General features: G+C 40.4%; 16 protein-coding genes and 2 pseudogenes. 10 read left to right on the top strand and 8 right to left on the bottom strand.

The window, feature by feature from the left end:
* From PL8927_RS28590 to PL8927_RS18700, 3 genes are all read left to right on the top strand, one after another.
* Positions 1–789, top strand: a 789-nt coding sequence (locus PL8927_RS28590) for a transposase (RefSeq protein WP_231506062.1), incomplete at its 5' end; no start/stop codon positions are given.
* Positions 790–800: 11 nt separating this feature from the next.
* Positions 801–1,277: a SirB1 family protein gene (locus PL8927_RS18705; protein WP_331281844.1), complete on the top strand. Its 477-nt coding sequence runs from the start codon at positions 801–803 to the stop codon at positions 1,275–1,277.
* A 110-nt stretch (positions 1,278–1,387) separates the two neighbouring features.
* Entirely contained in the window at positions 1,388–2,029 is a 642-nt protein-coding gene (locus PL8927_RS18700; RefSeq protein WP_083624626.1) for an alpha/beta hydrolase, read from the top strand.
* A 64-nt stretch (positions 2,030–2,093) separates the two neighbouring features.
* Here the strand turns inward: PL8927_RS18700 and PL8927_RS18695 are convergent, their stop codons facing one another.
* The gene (locus PL8927_RS18695; protein ID WP_083624623.1) at positions 2,094–2,552 is read right to left on the bottom strand and encodes an SRPBCC family protein; all 459 of its coding nucleotides are present in this window, start codon (positions 2,550–2,552) and stop codon (positions 2,094–2,096) included.
* 307 nt (positions 2,553–2,859) lie between these two features.
* Between PL8927_RS18695 and PL8927_RS18690 the strand changes: the two genes are divergently transcribed.
* Together PL8927_RS18690 and PL8927_RS18685 are read left to right on the top strand one after the other, a co-directional pair.
* On the top strand, positions 2,860–4,521 hold the full coding sequence (locus PL8927_RS18690; RefSeq protein ID WP_083624621.1) for a mechanosensitive ion channel: 1,662 nt from the start codon (positions 2,860–2,862) through the stop codon (positions 4,519–4,521).
* A gap of 259 nt (positions 4,522–4,780) precedes the next feature.
* Complete coding sequence (locus PL8927_RS18685) at positions 4,781–5,059, top strand: hypothetical protein (RefSeq protein ID WP_083624618.1); 279 nt, start codon at positions 4,781–4,783, stop codon at positions 5,057–5,059.
* A gap of 2 nt (positions 5,060–5,061) precedes the next feature.
* Here PL8927_RS18685 and PL8927_RS18680 read toward each other — a convergent pair whose 3' ends face one another.
* Positions 5,062–6,048, bottom strand: coding sequence for a YdcF family protein (locus PL8927_RS18680; protein ID WP_083624616.1), 987 nt, complete (start codon positions 6,046–6,048; stop codon positions 5,062–5,064).
* 73 nt (positions 6,049–6,121) lie between these two features.
* Positions 6,122–7,609, bottom strand: a complete 1,488-nt coding sequence (gene pap, locus PL8927_RS18675; protein ID WP_083624613.1) for a polyphosphate:AMP phosphotransferase — start codon at positions 7,607–7,609, stop codon at positions 6,122–6,124.
* A gap of 171 nt (positions 7,610–7,780) precedes the next feature.
* On the opposite strand from pap, the gene PL8927_RS18670 reads away from it, so the two are divergent.
* Positions 7,781–8,452 (top strand): phosphatase PAP2 family protein, encoded by a 672-nt coding sequence (locus PL8927_RS18670; protein WP_083624610.1) that lies wholly within the window; start codon positions 7,781–7,783, stop codon positions 8,450–8,452.
* Positions 8,449–10,263 (top strand): ArnT family glycosyltransferase, encoded by a 1,815-nt coding sequence (locus PL8927_RS18665; protein WP_156093241.1) that lies wholly within the window; start codon positions 8,449–8,451, stop codon positions 10,261–10,263. Before PL8927_RS18670 ends, PL8927_RS18665 begins: the two co-directional genes overlap by 4 nt.
* 144 nt (positions 10,264–10,407) lie before the next feature.
* Here the strand turns inward: PL8927_RS18665 and PL8927_RS18660 are convergent, their stop codons facing one another.
* Both PL8927_RS18660 and PL8927_RS18655 read right to left on the bottom strand, forming a co-directional pair.
* Positions 10,408–10,821, bottom strand: coding sequence for a thiol-disulfide oxidoreductase DCC family protein (locus PL8927_RS18660; RefSeq protein ID WP_083624607.1), 414 nt, complete (start codon positions 10,819–10,821; stop codon positions 10,408–10,410).
* A gap of 365 nt (positions 10,822–11,186) precedes the next feature.
* Positions 11,187–13,934, bottom strand: coding sequence for a bifunctional acetate--CoA ligase family protein/GNAT family N-acetyltransferase (locus PL8927_RS18655; protein WP_083624605.1), 2,748 nt, complete (start codon positions 13,932–13,934; stop codon positions 11,187–11,189).
* A gap of 617 nt (positions 13,935–14,551) precedes the next feature.
* Between PL8927_RS18655 and PL8927_RS18650 the strand changes: the two are divergent.
* Positions 14,552–14,989 (top strand): annotated as a pseudogene (locus PL8927_RS18650) (bifunctional acetaldehyde-CoA/alcohol dehydrogenase); the annotation flags it as partial.
* A 556-nt stretch (positions 14,990–15,545) separates the two neighbouring features.
* Complete coding sequence (locus PL8927_RS18645; protein ID WP_083624602.1) at positions 15,546–18,695, top strand: diguanylate cyclase domain-containing protein; 3,150 nt, start codon at positions 15,546–15,548, stop codon at positions 18,693–18,695.
* Positions 18,696–18,863: 168 nt separating this feature from the next.
* Here PL8927_RS18645 and PL8927_RS18640 read toward each other — a convergent pair whose 3' ends face one another.
* The 3 genes from PL8927_RS18640 to PL8927_RS18630 form a co-directional block, all read right to left on the bottom strand.
* Positions 18,864–19,115, bottom strand: coding sequence for a MoaD/ThiS family protein (locus PL8927_RS18640; protein WP_083624599.1), 252 nt, complete (start codon positions 19,113–19,115; stop codon positions 18,864–18,866).
* 104 nt (positions 19,116–19,219) lie between these two features.
* Complete coding sequence (locus tag PL8927_RS18635) at positions 19,220–19,507, bottom strand: DUF4278 domain-containing protein (RefSeq protein ID WP_083624597.1); 288 nt, start codon at positions 19,505–19,507, stop codon at positions 19,220–19,222.
* Between the two features lie 264 nt (positions 19,508–19,771).
* Positions 19,772–19,894, bottom strand: a complete 123-nt coding sequence (locus PL8927_RS18630; RefSeq protein WP_083624595.1) for a photosystem II protein Y — start codon at positions 19,892–19,894, stop codon at positions 19,772–19,774.
* A gap of 653 nt (positions 19,895–20,547) precedes the next feature.
* Between PL8927_RS18630 and adhE the strand changes: the two are divergent.
* A pseudogene (gene adhE / locus PL8927_RS18625) lies at positions 20,548–22,791 on the top strand (bifunctional acetaldehyde-CoA/alcohol dehydrogenase); the annotation flags it as partial.
* Positions 22,792–22,869 lie beyond the last annotated feature (78 nt).

Below are 22,869 nucleotides of genomic sequence, written 5' to 3'. Positions count from 1 at the left end.
ATTAAAACGGTAACAATCTCCAAAACTTCGACTGATAAATACTTTGCTTCAATTTTATGTGAAGTGGAAGGAACTGACGTTAAACAGTCGGGAGATCAGATTATTGGGATTGATCTGGGGTTAAAAGATTTCGCAATTGTTCATGACGGAGATAGCGCAACTAAATATGCTAACCCTAAACATTTATATCGTCACCAGAAAAATTTAGCCCGAAAACAGAAAAAACTCTCTCGAAAAACTCAAGGTAGTTTTTCGAGAGAGAAGTTTAGAAAAACTGTAGCTAAGGTTCATGAGAAAATAACCAATTCCCGCCAAGATTTCTTGCATAAATTATCAAGAAAATTGGTAAACGAAAGTCAAGTGATTGTCATTGAAAACCTCAACGTCAAGGGAATGGTTAAAAACCGGAAGCTATCAAAAGCAATATCTGATGTGGGATGGGGAAAATTCGTCAACTTTATTGATTACAAGTTAAAGCAAAAAAGTGGTGAACTTGTAGAAATTGATCGCTTTTTTCCTAGTTCCAAAATCTGTTCGAGTTGTGGTCATATCCTAAGTGAGTTGTCTCTGGGTATCAGAGAATGGGCTTGCCCAAATTGCCATACTCACCATGACCGCGACATAAACGCTGCACTTAACATCAGGAATGAAGGAATCAGAATATTAACTGAAGGCGGAGGGAACCCCGTCTTTGCCGATGGAGGCTGTGTAAGACCGGATAACCGCAAGGTGAAAGGGCATCGGTCTGTGAATTCGGAAGCTTACACCGACCCGATTAGGGCGGTGTAGGTAGTTCACAGTTGTGTAAACGCATTGATTTTCCGATGGTGGGGATTGGAATGCCAGGGCATTTTTTAATCCGTCCTGAATTTGAGGATGTGGGAATTTATGTTGATGCTTTTAATCAAGGGGAAATTTTATTTTCCGAAGATTGTACGATGAGATTAAGCCAAATTTATCAACAATCTGTAGAGATGAAACCCGAATTTTTGGCAACGGTTACTCCTCATCAATTTTTGGGTCGAATGTTGATGAATTTGAAAGTTATTTATTTCAATGAGGGCAAAATTGAACCCGCATTAGGAGTGATTGAACGGATTTTACTACTATTTCCAGATTCAGTGAATGAAAAACGCGATCGGGGCATTCTCTACTACCATTTGGAGCGATGGAGAGAAGCAAGGCAAGATTTAGAGAATTATTTAGAAATTCAGTCAACGGCTCAGGATGCTGCTATAATTCGGCAGATACTGGATCAAATGAGCCAGAATATGTAACAGTTTGAGAAGTCTCTATTTAGGGGAACCTAAATATAGGTCAAACAGACCTATAGTATGGGACAACAAGATAACTGTGTTACTAAATTTTACTTGTGAGGAAGGAACAAATGAACTTAACATCAAGACGTTGGTTTCAAAAAGTTCGTAACCCCTATCAATTTTTCACTCAGGGTCTATCTAAATATATATCCCTTGCATTAGCAATGGTTTTGGGATTAACAATTACTTTGGGAATATTTGCTCAACCCGCACCTGCTATTGATGAGTTAAGATTGATGTATGGGCCAGCGAATATTTCTTTAGCAATTGTAGATTTACAAACCTTTGCTCAAACTGGGGATCAGTCCAATCAACTTCGTTCTTTGGTGACTTTAGCTAAACTCACTCCAGATCAGGTTCAACAATTCCGTCAAGCTCTCAATTATTCTGTCCAAATTCCAACTAATGTTGTCAATGATCTGCTGGACTCCACTTATGGCAGATTAGTAGTAGGAGCTTTTAATCAATTTGTCGCTTCGGGAAGTACCGTTAATGTGGCAGTTGACAAGGTGATTGCTGCATTACGCAATGTTACCCGTGATGGCGAACTCTCAATGTTAGAATTGCTTCTCAGCTACCAGGGAGTGAATGCAATTACGATTGATGTTCAAAATCTGATCAACCTCTACAATGATGTTTCTAGTTTAGGGGAACAAGCCATCGCTTTCCTGAAAGCTCAACCCGCAGTTCAACAGCGCCTTTGTCAATAACTCAACTTTTAGGGTTGACGGTTGACTGATTACTGGTAGAGACCGATCATGGTCGGTCTCTACACTAATTACTAATTATTGATTGGCGTTCCGCCACTTGTTTTAAACGTTTTAATTGAGTTTCCATATCGGATTTTGTAACAGCAGCAGCAAACAGATTAAACCCGAATTCAATCAAAGGATTAGGGATTTCAAATTCAAACCGATTTAATAAATAAGTTCCTTGAAGTTCAGGAATACATTCCCAGCGATCGCATCCTTTAAAATACCCTTCAAATCCCCAAACAATTAACCCCGGTTCCCGTTCTAAAACCACTGTTTTTAATGTCGGTTGGAATAGAGGAAGTTTAATCACAAATCGACAACGCCCTCCCACATTGGTATCCCACACTTCAAGGGGTTCACAGCGTAACATCGGGTTTAACCATTGGTGCATCAGTTGCAAATCCGTAAAACAGCGTTCCACGACCGTTGCATTAGCCCGAATTAAAATCGATTGTTCAAAAACTTGACGAGATGGCATCATAACCTTCAAGCTATAGGCAGATTTCTTTGATCTAAACGGGAAAAAGTCCCGCTATCAAGGAGGGAATTATCGGAAAACCCAGAACAACAGTCAATTTTAGCGTTTTTTTCCACCATTTTAACCAGACTTGAGATGCACTCTCATTAACACAACAGAGCCGGGACTTTGATCAAACGGTTGATTTTCCCGTTAGACCCAGACCTCAACTTTAGGGGTTAACTGTGTTTAAACCCTAAAGAAAAGCTGGGAGAATTGCCATCTTGCCAACGTTTGGACATTGAGTAAGTCACTGGAATGATCGATTATGAATGGAACCTATCATCAAATAGCAGTGTTGGGAAAGGAATTATCTTCCTTATCCCATCTTTATTTAGCTCAGGATAGCCCTCTAGCCGTCCCCCTTGACTTCAATAATCTCAAATTAGGTCAAACATCCGTTGTGGATATTGCCCTGGCTTGTGTAATTTTACTCCTGGGCTACCTGGTCGCCTTATTTGCTCAATCTTTAGTTAAAAGTTTGTTTAAAAAAACAGACTTAGATAACCGCATCGCTAGTTGGGTTTCGGGTTCAACTGCACAAGAAGATAAACTTCCGGTAGAAGATTGGTTGGGGAGTGCCATATTCTGGATTATTTTTATCTTTGCAATTGTTGCGTTTTTAGATAAGCTTCAGCTTACCGCAGCATCGACACCCCTAACCAGTTTACTTAACCAAATTACAAACTATTTACCCCGAATGTTTGGGGCGGCAATTTTAATTGCCGTAGCTTGGATTTTAGCAACAATTGCCCGAACTTTATTAATTCGAGTCTTCCGAGCCTTTCGTTTGGATGAACGCTTAAATCAACAAGTGAATGATGCACCGTCGGATCAATTTTCCCTGAGTGAAACATTAGGGAATGCTCTGTATTGGTTCATCATTCTGTTATTTTTACCTGCAATTCTCAGTACGCTTCAATTACAAGGATTATTAGAGCCCGTCCAACAAATGCTCTATCAAATCCTTTCTATTCTCCCGAATATTGTTGCGGCTTTAGTGATAGCAGGTGCAGGTTGGTTAGTGGCTCAAGTGGTGAGTCGAATTGTGACCAATCTTTTAGCGGCTGTTGGAATTGATCAATTTGGCAGTCGTTTAGGTTTAAATCGGCTCACCGGGAATCAAAGATTATCGTCCATTATTGGATTGATTGTCTACATTTTAATTCTGATTCCGACAGCAATTTCTGCCTTACAAACCCTGAAAGTTGAGGCGATTTCTGGGCCAGCAATTTTAATGTTGACGCAAATCTTCAACGCTTTACCCCAAATCTTTTTAGCAATATTAGTTTTAATTGCTGCTTATTTGATTGGGCGTTTTGTGGCAGATTTGGTCACGAATATTCTCACCAGTATGGGATTTAATCAAGTCTTTCGCTGGTTAGGAATTCATACTCCCACCTCTCCCGTTGTTGAGGTACGCACTTGGACAGAAGGAAACCCACCAACAGAATCTACAGTTTCTCCCGATTTAACTCCCGTCCCCCAACGCACACCGTCTGAATTAGTCGGAATTATTGTGTTAGTGGGGATTATGTTGTTTGCGGCGGTGACTGCAACGGATATTTTAGGGTTAGCCGCGTTAACAGCAATCCTCAATAGCCTGATTGTGATTGCGGGTAAAGTTTTAATTGGCATTATTGTATTTGCCATTGGTTTGTATTTTGCCAATTTAGCTCATGATTTAATCGCCAGTTCGGGAACTCGTCAATCTAGTCTCTTAGCACAATCGGCTCGAATTGCGATTATTATCTTTGTGGGTGCAATGGCTTTACAACAAATGGGAATTGCCAGCGATATTGTCAATTTAGCCTTTGGTTTATTGTTAGGAGCTATTGCTGTGGCGATCGCGATTGCTTTTGGTTTAGGTGGACGAGATGTTGCGGGGGAACAACTTCGCAATTTCCTCTCCAAATTCCGCAATGAATAGTCGGGTGTGGGATGGGTTTTTAACCGTGATCTGTAAACAACAGAACTGCTGATCAAATCTGTCCCGACACAGAAACCGGGTTTCTGAACCATAAATCAAGATTTAATTCCCTAGACAATAGCCAGAAACCCGGTTTTTTGATTCCTTTACCCTAAGTTTTGAACAACCCAATAAATTAATTTTGATCCCGAATTATCGCTAACCCTGTTGTAGTTGATCCCTGCATCAGTACAAGATTGACACCCAGGGAAGCACCACCATGTCTAATAAAGACAATATCACGGATCAAATTACCTGTAACAGTATTAAACTGCATGGCCCATTACAGGGGAAAAAGATAGAAGTTAAAGTAGATGTTAAATCGGTTGAAGAGGATAAAAAACCTAAACCTGCCAAAAATTCTGATTGGGAAACACTAGGATTTTTATTTCTGATCCTCTTTTTCTTCATTGCGCTCATTGGAAATTCTGCCGGGTCAGGTTCATCTTCAATTCCTGAATTACAGCAAAATTCTGCTCCTGAGTATCCCAATTATTAATTTTAAATACTCGGTGCTAACCAACCGCGCATAAAATAATAGAAGGTTAAAAAATATTCATCTAAAACTCTAGTGGTGAGTAATAATGCTTCTGCACTCGGTGCGAAATCTGCCCCGGTAATGTGACGAAGATATTTTTTATGATGAATAAAGGTATAAAAATTCGTCGGTGCGGGAATTACCTTAAACCCTACTCTGGCAAAAGTTAAACTCGCCCGACGCATTTCTAAGGCAGAAGTCACCAGAATAATTGTTCGACCTAAATGATGTTTCTGCATAATCTGATAAATTTCTACAGCACTATTATAAAGGTTTCCTCCATGAGATTCGAGCAGAATTCGGTCTGAGGAAATTCCCATATAAGTTAATAGTTTTTTGACATCATTGCCTTCAATGATCGGATTAACTAATTCGTGACGAGGCCCAGCACTAACAATAATAAACGGGGCTCGATCTTCTCGCAATAGTTGGGCTGCGTAGGGAATGCGATCGCCCGTATCTGTTAATTGAATCTGTTTACGATAGGATAATTTCGGTTCTGTAGTTCCCTGTCCTAATAATACAATTGCACCTGCCCGTTCTCCACAACATAAATCCGTTTGTACAGTTTTTAAGGCAACTTTTTCTACTTGTTGGGCCAGCCAATTCGCAAAGACAGGGGTACTCGCTACAATTAAAATTAATAAAGCCACTAAAATCAAGGACGGTCCTGGTTTATCAATTTTACCATTTTTAATAAAGATGCAAGCAATTAATAACAGTAAAATCGATAACCCTAGGGGTCTAAAAAGGATAGATAAAATTCCTAGTACCACTAACCCCACTTGACTATCCGGCGAAATTAAGGCGGTAATAATTAAAACTAAAACCAGGATGAATAATAACCGATTTATTAAACTATTATCCTTACCGCCCAAAATTTGCCAGACTTTAAATGCAATGGCAGCCACTAGCAACAGAAATACAATTCGAGTTAGGGTAACAAACATGGAGTTAGAGGAATTTTTCTCATCCTCCCTCGTCACTTGACGGGGGAGAGGAGGTCAAAAATTAAGTCAAAAATTAGCGATGTTTTAAATGATGGCGAATCGCCTCAACAACGGTTTCAATGACTTTAACACGGGCATAATATTTATCATTAGCAGCTACTAATGTCCAAGGAGCATTGGGGGTATGGGTACGTTGAATCATTTGATTAGAGGCTACTTCATACAAGGGCCATTTTTCCCGGTTACGCCAATCTTCTTCCGTGAGTTTATGTAATTTATAGGGGTTGTCTTGGCGTTCCTGAAAGCGTTTCAACTGTTCTTCTTGATCAATATGTAACCAAAATTTTACTAACACATAGCCAGCGCTGGTTAACTGTTCCTCAAATTCATTAATTTCTTGATAAGCTCGTCGCCATTCTAATTCGGTCGCAAAGCCTTCAACTCGTTCGACTAAAACCCGACCATACCAACTGCGGTCAAATACTCCCAATTTACCCGCCGGAGGTAAGCGTCGCCAAAACCGCCATAAATAATGATGAGCTTTCTCTTCATCTGTAGGTGCAGCAAAGGTATTTACTTCATAACTCCGGGGATCTAAAATATCCGTTAACCGTTTAATGGCTCCCCCCTTGCCAGCCGCATCCCAGCCTTCAAATAAAGCTAAAATAGGAATTTGTTGTTGATAGAGGGTTTGTTGCAGTTGACCTAAATTTGCTTGTTGATGACGTAACTGTATTTTATAGTCATCGGATGCGAAGGCAGATTTGAGATTAACCGCCGCTAGGGGGTTCGGTTCGGTGGGTTCTAAATGGTTTTGGGGTGTTGTAAATACAGGAGGTACCTGTATATGCAAACGGTCTAAGGCTTCTTTAATCGATGCCACCATCGTTGATAATACCTTAACCCTGGCCCAGCGTTTACAATCTCCCTCCACCAATGTCCAGGGAGCCGAACCTGTCCCGGTATGAATCACCATTTCTTCGGCTAAGGTACAATAGGTATCATAATTTTTCGCCTGTTTCCAATCTTCAGGACGTACCCGCCAAGCTTCTAACTCATCTTCTGAAGATTTTTTCAGCCGTTGTTTGAGTTCTTTTTTACTCAAATGTATCCAAAATTTTGCCATCGCTACCCCATCGTCCACCAGTTGGCGTTCAAAGGCGTTAATTTGTCGCATCGCCATAGGGACTTCAGCTTCTGAAACCCGTCCAAACAAACGCTCTTCTAAAACATGGGTATACCAACTGTGGTAAAAAATGCCAATACTGCCTTGAGGAGGCAATTTCTGCCAAAACCGTCGCAGGAAGGGATAGCGGGATTCTTCATTGGTTGGGGGCCAAATGGGATGAACGGTAAACCCCCTCGGGTCCATATATCCCACCATTTTCTTGACCAGTCCGCCTTTTCCAGCCGCAGCCCACCCTTCTAAGACAATAATAATCGGTAATTTTTTATCTCGGCAGGTCTGTTGAAGCGATCGCAACTCCTTCATTAAGGCTTCTATCTGGGTTTTGTAGCTTTCTTTATCCAGCGATAATGTCAGGTCAAGGGTATCTAGCATCGATTGTCGCTTCCTCATTAAGTCCTTGTTAACTATTTTAATTCTTTCTACTGGAATGCTTTGCAAACTTAAATAACTTTTTAACTTCTGTTTGTTCGGGATCAACCCGGATTCTCAACTTATTGTATAATAAAAACTCCATCAATTGCGAATCTGTAAACGTCAAAGATAATGCGTTTAACTTTAAATCATCACTTTGTTTCGTTAAAAAAGGCAATTCCCAAACAACAATTTTTGATTTGTCTAGGAATTTTAGTTCCGTTAATTTTACTGTCAATTCGGGTATATCTTCAAGATGATTTATTATTAGACCAAATTTTAATTCAAGTTCCCCATCAAATTTTTACCTCAAGTTGGGATGATTATTTTCGATTTTTCTATTTATTAACGGGGGTAAAAGGAACGGCGGTTATTATCGCCTTCACCTTGGTTTTTTTAGTTTGGAAACGCCACTGGATAGAAGCTAAAGTTTTAGCTTTTTCTACCTTGGGAATTTTAATTTTAGTTGATAGAATTCTCAAACCCATGATTGATCGCAGTCGTCCCTTAGATCGGCTCGTAAAATCCGTAGGTAGAAGTTTTCCAAGTGGTCATGCGACGGGAAATATTTTGTTCTATTTTTTTATCGCTTATCTGCTCGCAGAACGTTATCCAAAATCGACTCCCTATATTTATGGATTCGCTACAATCTGGTTAATAATTATTGGGTTTAGTAGCGTTTATTTAAGATGTCATTGGCCGAGTGATATCCTAGCAGGTTATGGTTTAGGCTATATCTGTTTAACGATTAGCTTGGCGTGGTTAAAAATTTCGCGTGAACATCAGAAGGTTAAAAAACAGTGAGTAGTCAACAGCCAACAGTCAACCCCTCTCTTAAAACTATCTGGAAATCTTGGGAAAATTATCCTAAAGTAACTTGGGGTATTTCTATTCTGGGATTATTATTACTCAGTGCGATCGCATTTTTAAGTCATTTAGGCGATATTGGTTTAATTGATAAAACCGAACCGATGTTTGTTGAAGCCGCTCGACAAATGCACCTAACAGGAGATTGGATTACTCCCTATTGGAATGGGGTTACTCGCTTTGATAAACCTCCCTTAATTTATTGGTTAATAGTCATCGCTTTTCAAGCCGTCGGCGTGAATGAATGGGGGGCACGATTACCGTCCGCAATCATGGCGATCGCTTCTACCTTTTTTGTATTCTATACCCTGCGTTATTTTGGTGTTAAGAGGGATAATAATGGGTCTCTAACTTCATCCGCAATTACCCGTCAAGCTTGGATAGGAGCGTGGTGGGGAATGATAATGATGGCTTTAAATCCGGCTTGGATTGCTTGGGGACGCACGGGGGTTTCCGATATGCTTTTAGCCAGTTGTTTAACAATTTCATTATTAGCATTTTTCTTGGGCTATGCTCAACCCCGAACTCGTCAACAAAAGGGGTGGTATTTTACCTTTTATTGTTTTGCTGCTTTAGCAGTTTTAGCGAAAGGGCCGATTGGAATTGTATTTCCTATTTTAATTATTGGGGGATTTCTAATTTATACCCGACAATGGCAAAGTGTTCTCAGGGAAATGCAGTTATTACCGGGAATTTTTATATTTCTAATCATAGCAGTTCCCTGGTTTATTTTAGTCACTTTAGCTAATGGTCAAGCTTATTTAGACACATTTTTTGGACATCATAATTTTGAACGGTTTACCAATGTTGTTAGTAATCATCCTGGCCCTTGGTTTTATTATTTTCCGGTGATTTTAGTGGCTTTATTACCTTGGTCGGTGTATTTACCTGTAGCAATTTATCAGATTAAATTTTGGAAAATCCAAGATTGGCGATCGCAAGATCGTTCTCAACATTTAGGTTTATTTGCTCTATTTTGGTTTGTAATTATTTTCGGATTTTTTAGTGCTTCTGCGACTAAATTGCCTAGTTATGTATTACCCTGTATTCCCGCAGGTGTGATTTTAATTAGTATCTGGGGTAATCAAAAAAATCCGATTCAGTCAGATCAAAATAAAATTGCTTTACCCTTTTTAATTACTGGTCTGGTGAATATTCTAATTTTATTAGCGTTAGCGATCGCTAGTTTTCTTAGCCCTAAATTAATCGGCGATGATACCCCAAATTTTTCGCAATTATTACAAATCAGTCACTTACCAACGGTATCAGGAATCATCTGGTTAATAGCGAGTGGAATTACCCTTTGTTGTCTCTTGCGACCCCAATGGCGACGGGGGGTATGGTTAGGAAATGCTCTAGGATTCTTCGCTTTTATGAGTTTAGTGGCTTTACCTGCGGGTCAATTATTAGATACTCAAAGACACTTACCTCTGCGACAATTATCCATCCGAGTTCGGCAAGTTCAGCAACCGTATGAACCTTTATTAGTCATTGGGATATTTAAACCCAGTCTGGTGTTTTATACCCAACAACCAATACAGTTCATGACCTACAATATTAAGCAAAGATTATTAGAATTATTTCCTTTAAATAGTTCAGTTGATACGGTTTTAATTATTACACAACCGCAAGAAATTGCAAAGTTAGGGTTAAAATCATCTGATTATCAATTATTAGAAAATCAAGGAGATTATCAATTAATTAGAATCAAGCCAGAAGTATTATTAAAATCATTAACTCTTAACTAGAAATTATACTATAGCAGGGAACAGGGAACACCACAGGAAAAGAGGAACACAAGTTTAGGTTTTAGCATCAGTCTATGTCCTAACTGCCTTGACGACTGCTATAAATTCGTAATTCGTAATTCGTAATTCGTAATTCGTAATTGCCTATTGCCTATTCCCTTCTATGTTACAACAACTGGGGTAAACAGACTGATAAGGTGTTGAACGTTTACCAAACAAAAGATATCGATGATCTCGAACTTGTTCATAGATGCGATCGCCTACCCATTTTAACCCAGGTAAACCCCGATAAGCGGCAACAAAGATCTCTCCTGCGGGTAAAAGTCTGCCAATTTCTTCCGCCGCATCGCTTCCTTGCCAACGGTTTTCAGGTTGATTCCCATCAATCAAAATCATTCCTAGGTTACACTGTGAGGGAGTCACGGCAAAACGGCTTAACCCTTGCTGATCCTGCATGGGAATATAGTTAAACTGGTGTCCTTGATCTAGTATTTCTAACAGTTGCACCAGTGTCGTACATAAGTTGCAATTGCCATCATAAATTACATGGTGGGTCATAATAAAAAAATGGGAAGTTTGGAAACCGCATCTATAAGCGAGCGCGGAGGAAAAACGACACTTCGGCAAGCTCAGTGACCGCTCAGGGGAATTTATTCCCCGTGAATATTGGATTGGGAATCGACAAAAATTGTTGTATTTANCTTGCGGCATCGCATTTGAGCAATAATCAACAATTAAACCGTAGGGGCGGGTTCCGAGACGAGCTTTAATGATCAGTAATTATCTCTCTAAACCCGCCCTCTATTCTTAGGCTCATCCTAGGAGTTTAAACCATGATTCAGATTAACTATTCTCTTTCTCATTCATTATCAATCTGTTGAGATGGAAAAAGTTAGGGTTGAAACCCGGTTTCTAGTCTGCAATTACAACTGAATTTCTGCCCTCACCATCGGTTCACCAATCATTCGATTTAATGTAAATCCTAATTGCTCACAAATATTCTGCATAATCCGATTATCGCTGAGAATTTCGGCAAAAATCAGAGGCATTTTCTCCTGACGTCCAATATTCAGCAGTTGTCGCAGTAACTCCGTACCAATGCCTTGACGTTGGTAACTATCACTCACCAGTAAAGAAAATTCTACCTCATCGTTACCATAGCCTTTACTCAGACGTCCGACCCCAATAATTTGAGGTTTTCCGGTTTCAGGGTGTTTATATTCTGCCACTAACGCCATTTCCCGGTCATAATCAATAAAACACAGCCGCGATAACCGTTCATGGGTAATCCGAGAACTGAGTTTCACTAAATGAGCGTACCTTAAATAGACGCTTTCCTCAGATAAACTTTCATCGAACTTGACCATTAAGGGTTCGTCTTCAGGACGGATGGGTCGGATGGTAATTGCTATTCCTTTATTGGATACCCAATGGGTAATATATTGTCGCGGATAGGGACGAATAGTCGGTTTAGGTAAATCTTCCGGTTTCGTTTCTGGCGAATGTAACACCACCCGCGCATCTAAGGCGATTAACTCATTTTCCGAAGCTAACAACGGGTTAATATCAATTTCTTTAATCCAAGGGTGTTCCACCACTAAATTAGAAAACCGGACTAATAACTGTTCTAAGGCTTCCATATCCACCGGATGCCGTCCCCGTACCCCTAATAAAGCTTTATAAATTTTCGTTTGTTCCATCATCCGCCGGGCAAGGGTGGTATTTAACGGAGGTAAAGCCAAGGAGCGGTCTTTAAACACTTCTACCAATTGTCCCCCCATGCCAAACAACAACACGGGGCCGAATTGGGGGTCAAGGCTACTGCCAATAATTAATTCATAGCCTTCTAATTTGATCATCCGTTGTACCGTCACCCCTTGGAAATGTTCTGCCCCCACTTGTTCACCAACGGAAGTTTCAATGGCGGTGTAGGCTTGACGCACGGCTTCTGCGGTATCCAGGTTGAGTTGTACTCCCCCCACATCGGTTTTGTGGGTAATCGTTTTTGACAATAATTTTAATACGACGGGATACCCTAGCCCCTCGGCTGCATCAATTGCTGCATCTATATTCGAGGCGATACAGGTTTGAACCGTTGGAATCCCATAGGCTGAGAGCAGACGTTTGGATTCAAACTCAGTTAAAAGTGTTCTTCCTTCTTCTAAAGCAGAGGCGATTAGATGTTGAACACAATCACAAACTAGACCCTCATCTTCATGGATTTTGGGCAGGCTGGGGGTTTCATACAAGCCTTTTAAATTGTAGGTGTAGCGCCACATATAGTTAAACATCCGTACCGCCGAGTCGGGATAGGAAAAGGTGGCAATATTGGCTTGATTGAGAACTTTGATTCCCGATGCGACATCCGCGCCCCCCATCCAACTCGCTAAAATCGGTTTATTGGGCATTTTCATACAGCGATATTTCAACTGTTCCGCCGTTTTGCTGGGGTCAGTCATGGATTGGGGGGTTAAAATCACGATAATGCCATCGCTGTTGGGATCTTGCACGACAACATCAAAGGCTTTGGCATAGCGTTCGGGGTCAGCATCCCCTAAAATATCAATCGGGTTATTATGACTCCATTGGGGAGGTAAAACTTGATTCAGGGCTTCAAGGGTTTCGGAGGAAAGTTGGGCGAGAGTTCCTCCTTCTTCAATTAAGGTATCCGTTGTTAATACTCCAGGCCCGCCAGCGTTGGTTAAAATTGTGAGTCGTGGCCCTTTGGGGCGGGGTTGTTTACTGAGGAGTTCTGCAATTGAAAATAGATGAGCAATATGATAAACTCGCAAGATGCCACAGCGTCTAAAGGCAGCATCTAAAACATCATCACTTCCAGCCATTGCCCCCGTGTGGGAAGCAGCGGCTTTAGCGGCGGCGGCGGTGCGTCCGGCTTTAATCACAATAATCGGTTTTGTTAGGGCAACTTCTCGCGCCGCCGATAAAAAAGATCGGGCATCCCCGATGGATTCCATATAAATGACTATACTTTGGGTATTAGGGTCATTGCCTAAATAATAAATTAAATCTCCCCAACCAATATCTAACATAGAACCGATGGAAACGAAGGCACTAAATCCAACGTTTTCGCGGAAACTCCAATCTAAAATAGAAGTACATAAAGCGCCACTTTGACTAATAAATCCCACGTTGCCCGGTTTTGCCATCGCATTAGCAAAGGTGGCATTCAATCCCGTTAACGGATTCATTAATCCTAAACAGTTAGGGCCGATAATTCGCATTTTACTCGACTGAGCAATTTGCAAAATTTTCTGTTCTAATTCTACGCCTTTTTGCCCAATTTCTTTGAATCCAGCCGATAGAATAATAACGCCTTTAACTCCCGCCTCAACACACTCTTGAACCACAGCCGGAACACTAGCAGCCGGGGTAGCAATGATGGCTAAATCAACGTGTTCCGGGGTATCTTTAATACTCGGATAAGCTTTGATTCCTAAAATACTATTGCGATGGCGATTAACAGGAAAAACCGTACCTCCAAAGGGATTACTAATTAAATTCCACAGGAGGGTTCTACCGACACTATTCGGTTTTTCCGTTGCCCCAATAACAGCCACTGTTTTAGGGTTAAAAATAGCATTCAGGGATTGATGTTCGTAGCGTAATACATCATGGGCTGGGTCAGCGATTCGTGTTGCTGTGGTTTGCATACACCACTCCTTATACGGGTAACTGGAACGAGGACAAAATCACAAAGAATTTTGTAGTTTTAAACACTTTATTCCAGCTTTTTTTCTTTTCTATTATAATCTAACTTCAGTAAAAATACCCGATCCTTATAAAGTTTCAAGATTTGAGGGCTAGATACAGGAAGATTGAGCGCAACCGAACCCCACCCAATCATAAAATTAAGTTAAAAAGTATAATGATTCTGAGAAAATTCTGAAACGATTAATTCCCCCTTTGGGGGTATCAAAGTTAGATTTGCCAGTCTGTCTAGGGCATCCATCCGACGACACCCTTTTAACTCGAAAATGAGATATCCGGGGTCAAAGATAACATTTTCTTAAGAAAAATCCAACGTAAAATCTAAAAAATATCTTAAATTTTGCCCCAGAAAGATCACAGAAGACAACGATTCTCCGACCCGAACTTTTATGAAACCTCTTTGTAGCCGAGCTTTCCCTCTCCTGTTCGTCTTTTGGAGCCGCTTTAACATTAAATTTCTATTAAAAATTCTGTTGATTTTCTGACACTCAGATTCCAAAACAAATAAAACCCATTATGATATAAAGTAACAGCACAACAACCTGAATCTAACCCTAAACAGGGGGGACGTATAATGATTGATAAAGTTACCAACATTGATGAACTTGAAGCCTTGATCAAGCGGGTGAAAGCGGCAGAAGAAAAGTATGCCAGCTATACCCAAGAACAGGTAGACTACATTTTTAAAAAAGCAGCGCTCGCAGCAAATGCAGCACGAATTCCCTTAGCAAAAATGGCTGTAGAAGAAACCGAAATGGGGGTTGTAGAGGATAAAGTGATTAAAAATCACTTTGCTTCAGAAATTATCTACAACAAATATAAACACGAAAAAACCTGTGGGGTCATCGAACAAGACAAATCCTTTGGATTCCAAAAAATTGCCGAACCCGTCGGAATTTTAGCCGGAATTGTTCCCACCACCAACCCGACATCAACGGCAATTTTTAAAGCTTTAATTGCCCTAAAAACCCGTAACGGGATTATTTTCTCCCCCCACNACCCCTCGTAAAACTGTTTAAATGCCCGAGTTTTAGAGCTTGGGACTAGCTTCGCATCCCAAGGTAAGAACTTTAACGCTTCCCAATAACGTAGCCAGTTAAGGCTATAGCTGGTCAGCTATCCAAAGGAGAGGCATGAAGCCCCGTATCTTCAGAGCGGGGTGCTGACGGGATTATCCAGGGGCCACAATCAGATCGTGTTAACATACTCCTATAGGATAAAACATTTCTAACCATCCAGAGCCTTAAGAGGTAATATCCGTTCAATGATAACCTCTATCAAAAGAAATAAGGGAATTAATCAGGATCAAAGCTCCAGTACCCGATCAAGCCTTGTTAAAACTAGGCTTGAAGTTCCGTAATAACACTGTTTACCACATCTAGTTTTTTGAATAAACTAATAAATATAACCCCCCTATTTTGCTGTGAATAGGGGGGCTTAATCCTCATCTTAATTTTTTTTAGCAAAAGCTAATTTTCTTAGCTATAGATAGAGGAAAACACAAAAACATAGAGGTTAAAATTAATCGCCCTCTAAAAAATGGAATTGTCAATATGAATCCTAATGAAATCAATCACTCTTGGAAACTTGATACGGGTTCACAACAGTCCTATTTTTGCAGAAAAAAGACTAAAATCAATCAATTTTACCGAGGAGAGAGGAAGTATTTTTCCCAAAAAACGAGTTTAGCCTTAATCGGGTTGTTCCTACAGGGATTAATCTCTTTAGGATTTCACTATCATCTCTACAGCAGCGAACCAAAAGAGATGATCCAAAGTCTGATGAATTGGGTTTTATTTCTAATCTTAATCGGGTGGATCACCTATCAAGTTAATCGTATGGACTATCGCCGTTCTCAAACTGAAGAATCTAACCCTCTGGAACTAGAACAGAACTATCAGGAGGGGAGGGATCAAAATTCCCAACCCCAGGAATGGCTTTACCAAGCCATTTTATCTGCGCCTAACCCGATCATGCTCCACGCTGAAGATGGCGAAGTGGTGCAAATTAATGAATGTTGGGCTGAAATTACAGGTTACACCGTAGCAGAATTACCCACTCTATCGGCTTGGATGGAACGATTTACCAGCCCAGAACCGCTACCCAGTGTGAAGAATCCAGTGGGTTATTCTCGTTTACCTCACATCTTTCAAGAGTATGTGATCACGAACAGTCATGGCCATCTGCGGGTTTGGGAGTGGAGTTCTCTGAGGTTGGGAAAACTAGGCGATGGTAGAAATTTACTCCTGAGTACGGTGGTGGATATTACCGAAAATCGACCAACGGAAACTCCTGTTCAACAGTCTAATGAACAACTTCAACTCAGTTTATTACAATGGACAGCCGAATTAACCCAAGCCAATGATGGTTTACAAGAAGAACTTCAGCGTCGTCAACAGACGACATCGGAACTGCATCAAGTCAGTGAACGCCTGAAACAATTACTTCGCAGTAGTCCGGCGGTAATTTTTAGTTGTCAACCCCAACCTAACTATAAAATTACGTTTATTAGTGACAATGTAAAGACACTTTTAGGATATGATGTCGCTACATTTTTGAGAGAAGAAGATATTTGGCACAACTATGTTCCCGATGAAGATCAGGATCAATGGCGGGATGCTTTTATTCAATTATTAGCAACAGGAACCCATATTCATGAAGCTCGATTTTTACACGCCCAAGGCAATTGGTGCTGGTTACAATTAGAAATGCGACTGGTTAAAGATGGGGGGGGAAATCCTGCGGAAATTGTGGGTTACTTCGTTGATATTACCGATCGCAAACAAGCAGAAATGCAACTGTTAACGACACAAAATCGGTTAAAAACAGTGATTGAAACCGTTGGCAGTGGGATTACGCTGAGTGACAAACAAGGGAATTTTTATATTTTCAATTCAAAAATTACAGAAATTACCGGATATACTTTAGAAGAAGCTCAATCCCATGTTAATTTTCTGGGTTTATTATATCCGAATCCTGAAGCTTATAAAAAGGCTCAAGATCAATTAAAATTTGTGGCTTTAATGGGTTCAATATTTAATATAGAAACTACAATTCAAACTAAAAATGGGCAGTCAAAAACCTTGCTTTTATCTACAGTGATGATGCAAGATCAGCAAAATCCTTTATTTTTATCCACTTTTCAAGATATTACGCCTCTAAAACGAGCCGAAAAAGCGTTATGTCAACTGATTGTTCAAGAGCATTTAGTGTGGGAAATTACCCATCAAATTCGTCAGTCTTTGAATTTAGATGATATTCTCAATACAACCGTTACAGAAGTTCAACAGTTATTGGAATGTGATCAGGTTTTGATTTATCGAATTTTTCCCAATCGTCAAGGAAAGATTATTGCAGAAACGAACTTAGATGAATCTTTAAAACACCGACGATCCCAAGCTCCTTTAATTCCCTTAGAATGCTATAAAAATTTTAGTCGTGGTCGGATGCGCGTGATTAATAATATTAATCATGATCCGATTAATTCGGGACTGTTAAAAGTCTTAAAACATTGGGGAATTTATTCCGCTATTATGGTTCCTTTATTTGAACAAAATCAACTCTGGGGACTTTTAATTATTTATCAAGATCAAGGTTTACGTCATTGGTTACAATGGGAAGCAACGTTACTTCGACAAATCTCAGAACAAGTTGGGATTGCCCTTCAACAAAGTCAACTCTATCAACAAACCCAATATCAAGCACGTCGCGCCCAAACGTTAAATCATGTGATTCAAGTTATTCGTCAATCTTTAGATTTAGATACAATTTTTTCAACGGCCGTTGCTGAAATTGTCACTTTATTGCGTGTGGATCGAGCTTGTATTTTACAACATTTTCCCCAAAAACAACAATGGCAAGAGGTTGCTTCCTATAGTTACAGTCCCTATGCTACGCCTCCAATTCTTCCTAGTATTCAGCCACTCAATCGTTTAGAAACGGATGATTTTAATGTTCCTAACTCCCAAGAAATTCAACATTTAACCGGAATTTCAGGAAGTTGGTTGCCGATTCCTCTGCGGGTGGGTTCTCAAGTTTGGGGCTGTTTAGGATTACTCAAACATCAACATTTAAGAGGTTGGAAAGAGTCGGAAATTGAGTTAACTTGTGCCATTGCGGATCAATTAGCGATCGCTATTCAACAATCTGAACTTTATCAAGAATTACAAGTTGCTAACCAACAATTAAAACGTCTAGCCACCGTTGATGGTTTAACTCAAGTAGCAAATCGTCGCCGTTTTGATGAATATTTAGCACAGGAATGGCAACGTTTACAACGGGAACACGCTGATTTAGCTTTAATTTTGTGTGATATTGACTATTTCAAACAATACAACGATTACTATGGACACCCCGCCGGAGATACTTGTTTAAAACAAGTCGCTCAAACCCTTGAGGATCTTTTACAACGTCCTGCGGATTTAGTCGCTCGATATGGCGGAGAAGAATTTGCAATTATTTTACCGAATACAAATCGGGAGGGTGCAATTTATATCGCCCAACAAATTCAAGGGGCGATTTTGCAACTCCAATTACCTCATGCTGATTCCATAGTCAGTCAGTGGTTAACGTTAAGTTTAGGGGTAACTTATACGATCCCTTCGACTTTAACCTCTGTTTCTGACTTGATTGCAGCCGCAGATCAAGCTCTATATCAAGCCAAACAGCAAGGACGCGCCCGTTATTGTGTTCAGGAGATTTAGAAGGTTTTAGCCTCTATTTCAGTTGATTGAATGTAGATAAAATTTTATATCCAAGGGGGCTGTTGTTTTTGGAGCCATTATGATAATATACGTTTGTGATGAAATTTTGGGGACTGAGCGCTCTGTTGAACTGAAAGGGGGAGAGCGCTCTTTATTATTTGGGAAAAATTAACCGCCACTCACGGGGGGAATTAAAACAACCTCATCTCCCTCCTGGATTTCAGTATCGGGAGTTACAAATTCTAAATTAATTGCAAATCCTGTTACGTTTCGCCACTTTTCGAGTTCAGGATGCTCCTGAATACACTGATCTAAAATTGCAGACACCGGAGTTTGAGGCTGAAGGTGTAAGATTAATTCAGAAACCTTGTAGGCTTCTTGAAACGCTGCAAACAGTTTAACTGTAACCGTCATTGACATAATTAAGAATGAAGAATTATAGATTTTTATTATAACAAAAAAAAGTAGCGTATAGCTACTTTCAATAAAAACCAAACCGTTATTATTTCCACTAGATAAAAGTTTTAAAAATGGGCTTTGAGATTATTTAATTTTAGCCATTTGAACAGGGGAACAACCTTTAAAACTGAAGTAGGGGATTGTTGTTCAACAGGTTGAGAAATAGAATTCACATCTGAAGCGGCGTAAGTTAAGCCTCGATATTTTAATGCTTGAGGTAAGGGTTTCAGAGGATGAATTGAACGACGATAATTGTAACCTATACCTCTGTATTTGACAAAAATATTGCTTTCCCAGGTTTCTACAGAATGAACGTTGAGTTCGTAAGGAACACCACGATAAGTCAGTTTCATGTCTGTCACTCATAACCGTTTACAGTTTTTATTATTATTTTAATTCCGGCTAAAATCGGTGATATTCGTTAGCAGTCAACATGAACGTTATCAATGATTGAAGTGAGCGTTATCCCATCAAAGGGTGATAATTTACGGACTAGAAGGGTGATAGAAGTTTTCCCGAAACAGTGATATGGATCACAAGTCTGAAATTCTCTGAACAACAAAAACCCTACCCCGTCTAATCACAGGATAGGGAAAAGCATTGTTTAAGAGTTATATTTAACTTCTATTTAAAAAACCTTGAACTTGTCTGACGGCGATCGCCCCGATATTATAGAAAGCCCAACCCGCCGCCGCGAGTAGAGGTAATAGAACAATGAGAATGCGAAAATCGAAGTCCATAGATTCTCCTCCTAAAGTTTTTTAAACATCTCTCATCTTTTTATTTTTATCCTATTTTTGTCCTTACGGAGCAACAAACTTGACAACTAGGGGAATGTTGGCTCCATTAGACGCTCCTGTTCAGGGTTGAAGCCCTAATTTTCGAGTTGTTTTAGACTCTATCCTGACATCCCCACCCCAGTGATGAACAGGGGACTGAGACTGCTTTGCCAGTTTGGTCATTAAATATTTTATCAGATTACCGTTGTGGTAAGCATGAGAACCTGACCCCAAAACATCAAGTTTTGTTACAATAACCGTATTCAAAGCCCACGTCTTTCAAGCGTGGGATGTAGAATACCCGCCTTTAGGCGGAGTGAAAGTTAATAAAAATTCTGATCGACTCTAACTTTGATTGGACTAGATACGAGAATCCCGCCCCTACATTTTGTTGTGGAAAAAATCTGATCGCATTTGAGCAATAATCAACAATTAAACCGTAGGGGCGGGTTCCGAGACGAGCTTTAATTATCAGTAATTATCTCTCTAAACCCGCCCTTTCTTCTGAGCAGCGATCGCATCATCTGATGGGCGGGTTTAGTTAGATTATTGGTTAGAATTGAAGATAATTACAGAACCCGCCCCTACATTTTGTTGTTGAAAAAATGCGATCNCGCGCCAAACACTGTACCACCGCCGCCGCTAAAATTGTCCTCGATGCAGCCGTCGCAGCCGGTGCCCCGGAAGATATTATTGGCTGGATTGATACCCCCACTGTTCCACTGTCCCAAGCCTTAATGCAGCACCCCGACATTAAACTGATTTTAGCCACCGGGGGGCCAGGAATGGTACGGGCAGCCTATTCTTCCGGTAATCCTTCTTTGGGAGTCGGTGCAGGGAATACCCCCGCTTTAATTGATGATACCGCCCATATTAAAATGGCCGTTTCCTCAATTATTATTAGTAAAACTTTCGATAATGGCATGATTTGTGCCAGTGAACAATCGGTAATTGTGGTTGATTCCGTTTATGAAGAAGTCAAGCAGGAATTTACTCAGCGTGGAGCTTATTTCCTGACGCCTGAAGAACGGGAACGTATGGCAAAGGTGATTTTTATTGACGGACATCTGAATGGGGAAATTGTCGGTCAACCTGTACAAAAATTAGCTGCCTTAGCAGGAATTAGCCTCTCCGAAGAAACACGGGTCATTATTGGAGAAGGCATCGAAGTTGACGAAAATGATCCCTTTTCCCATGAAAAACTTTCCCCAATTTTAGCCATGTATCGGGCTACAAATTTTGAGGATGCCGTTGCTAAAGCTGATACTTTAGTACAATTAGGCGGACGGGGACATACTGCGGCTTTATACACTTCTCCCAGTAATATTGACCATATTAAACGGTTTGAAGATACCGTTCAAACAGCCCGTGTTTTAATTAATACGCCCTCTTCTCAAGGGGCTATTGGCGATATTTATAACTTCCGTCTTGACCCGTCTTTAACGTTAGGATGTGGAACTTGGGGCGGTAATTCCATTAGCGAAAACGTTGAACCTCGGCATTTATTGAATATTAAAACCGTTGCTGAACGCCGGGAAAATATGCTCTGGTTCCGTATTCCTCCCAAAATTTATTTCAAATATGGATCATTACCCGTTGCCATTCGAGAATTAGCCGGAAAAGAACGAGCATTTATTGTCACCGATAAACCCTTATTTGATTTGGGTATTACCAATTCTCTCGAAGAAGTTTTAGAGGAAATTGGAGTCAAATATGATGTGTTCTACGATGTTGAACCCGACCCCTCTTTAGACACGGTACAACGGGGATTAACCTTAATGAATACGTTTAAACCCGATGTGATTATTGCCATTGGCGGCGGTTCTCCGATGGATGCGGCTAAAATTATGTGGCTCATGTATGAACACCCCGATATTGAATTTGAAGGGTTAGCCATGCGGTTTATGGATATCCGTAAACGGGTTTATGAACTGCCTCCTTTAGGCGACAAAGCGATTATGGTTGCGATTCCTACCACATCGGGAACGGGTTCAGAAGTGACACCGTTTGCAGTAGTAACAGACCGACGGACGAATATTAAATATCCCTTGGCGGACTATGCGTTAACGCCGAATATGGCAATTATTGACCCGGAATTAGTGTTAAATATGCCCAAAAGTTTAACCGCTTTCGGGGGTGTTGATGCCTTAACCCACGCCTTAGAATCTTATGTTTCGGTATTGGCTTCGGAATATACCAATGGGTTAGCTTTAGAAGCGATTCGGTTAATCTTTAAATACCTGCCCAGTTCCTATCATAATGGGGCAAATGATCCTAAAGCACGGGAAAAAATGCACTATGCCTCTACAATGGCAGGGATGGCATTTGCAAATGGATTTTTAGGGATTTGTCACTCCTTAGCTCACCAATTAGGCGGAACATTTCATATCCCTCATGGGTTAGCGAATGCGCTATTAATTAGTCATGTTATTCGTTATAATGCCACCGATGTTCCGTTCAAACAAGCCACATTTTCCCAGTATAAATATCCGAATGCTAAATGGCGCTATTCTCGGATTGCGGATTATCTGCGGCTAGGAGGAGAAACGGAAGATGAAAAAGTAGATCGGTTAATTTTAGCCATCGAAGAATTAAAACGTCAAGTGGGAATTCCGGCTTCCATTCAAGAGGTTTTAACGGATAAAACTGAAGCGGAATTTCTGGCTAAATTAGATGAAGTTGCTGATCAAGCTTTTGATGATCAATGTACTGGGGCTAATCCTCGTTATCCTTTAATTAAGGACTTGAAACAACTGTTAATTGATGCCTATTATGGTCATCCTTTAGTCTCAGCCGATTACAATGGCGATCGCATTTTCCCCACCTTTGAACCCCAACCGATGATGATTGGCGGTTAGGGAAATTAATCTTTAATCGTTGAAATAATAGCCTGTGATTGCAGGCTATTATTTCTTTAGTTAAAATTATTCTAATTT

Origin of the sequence: Planktothrix serta PCC 8927 (assembly GCF_900010725.2) — a bacterium.
Lineage (GTDB): Bacteria > Cyanobacteriota > Cyanobacteriia > Cyanobacteriales > Microcoleaceae > Planktothrix > Planktothrix serta.
Note: the sequence above shows the minus strand (reverse complement) of the source record. Positions and strands in the feature narration are given on the sequence as shown.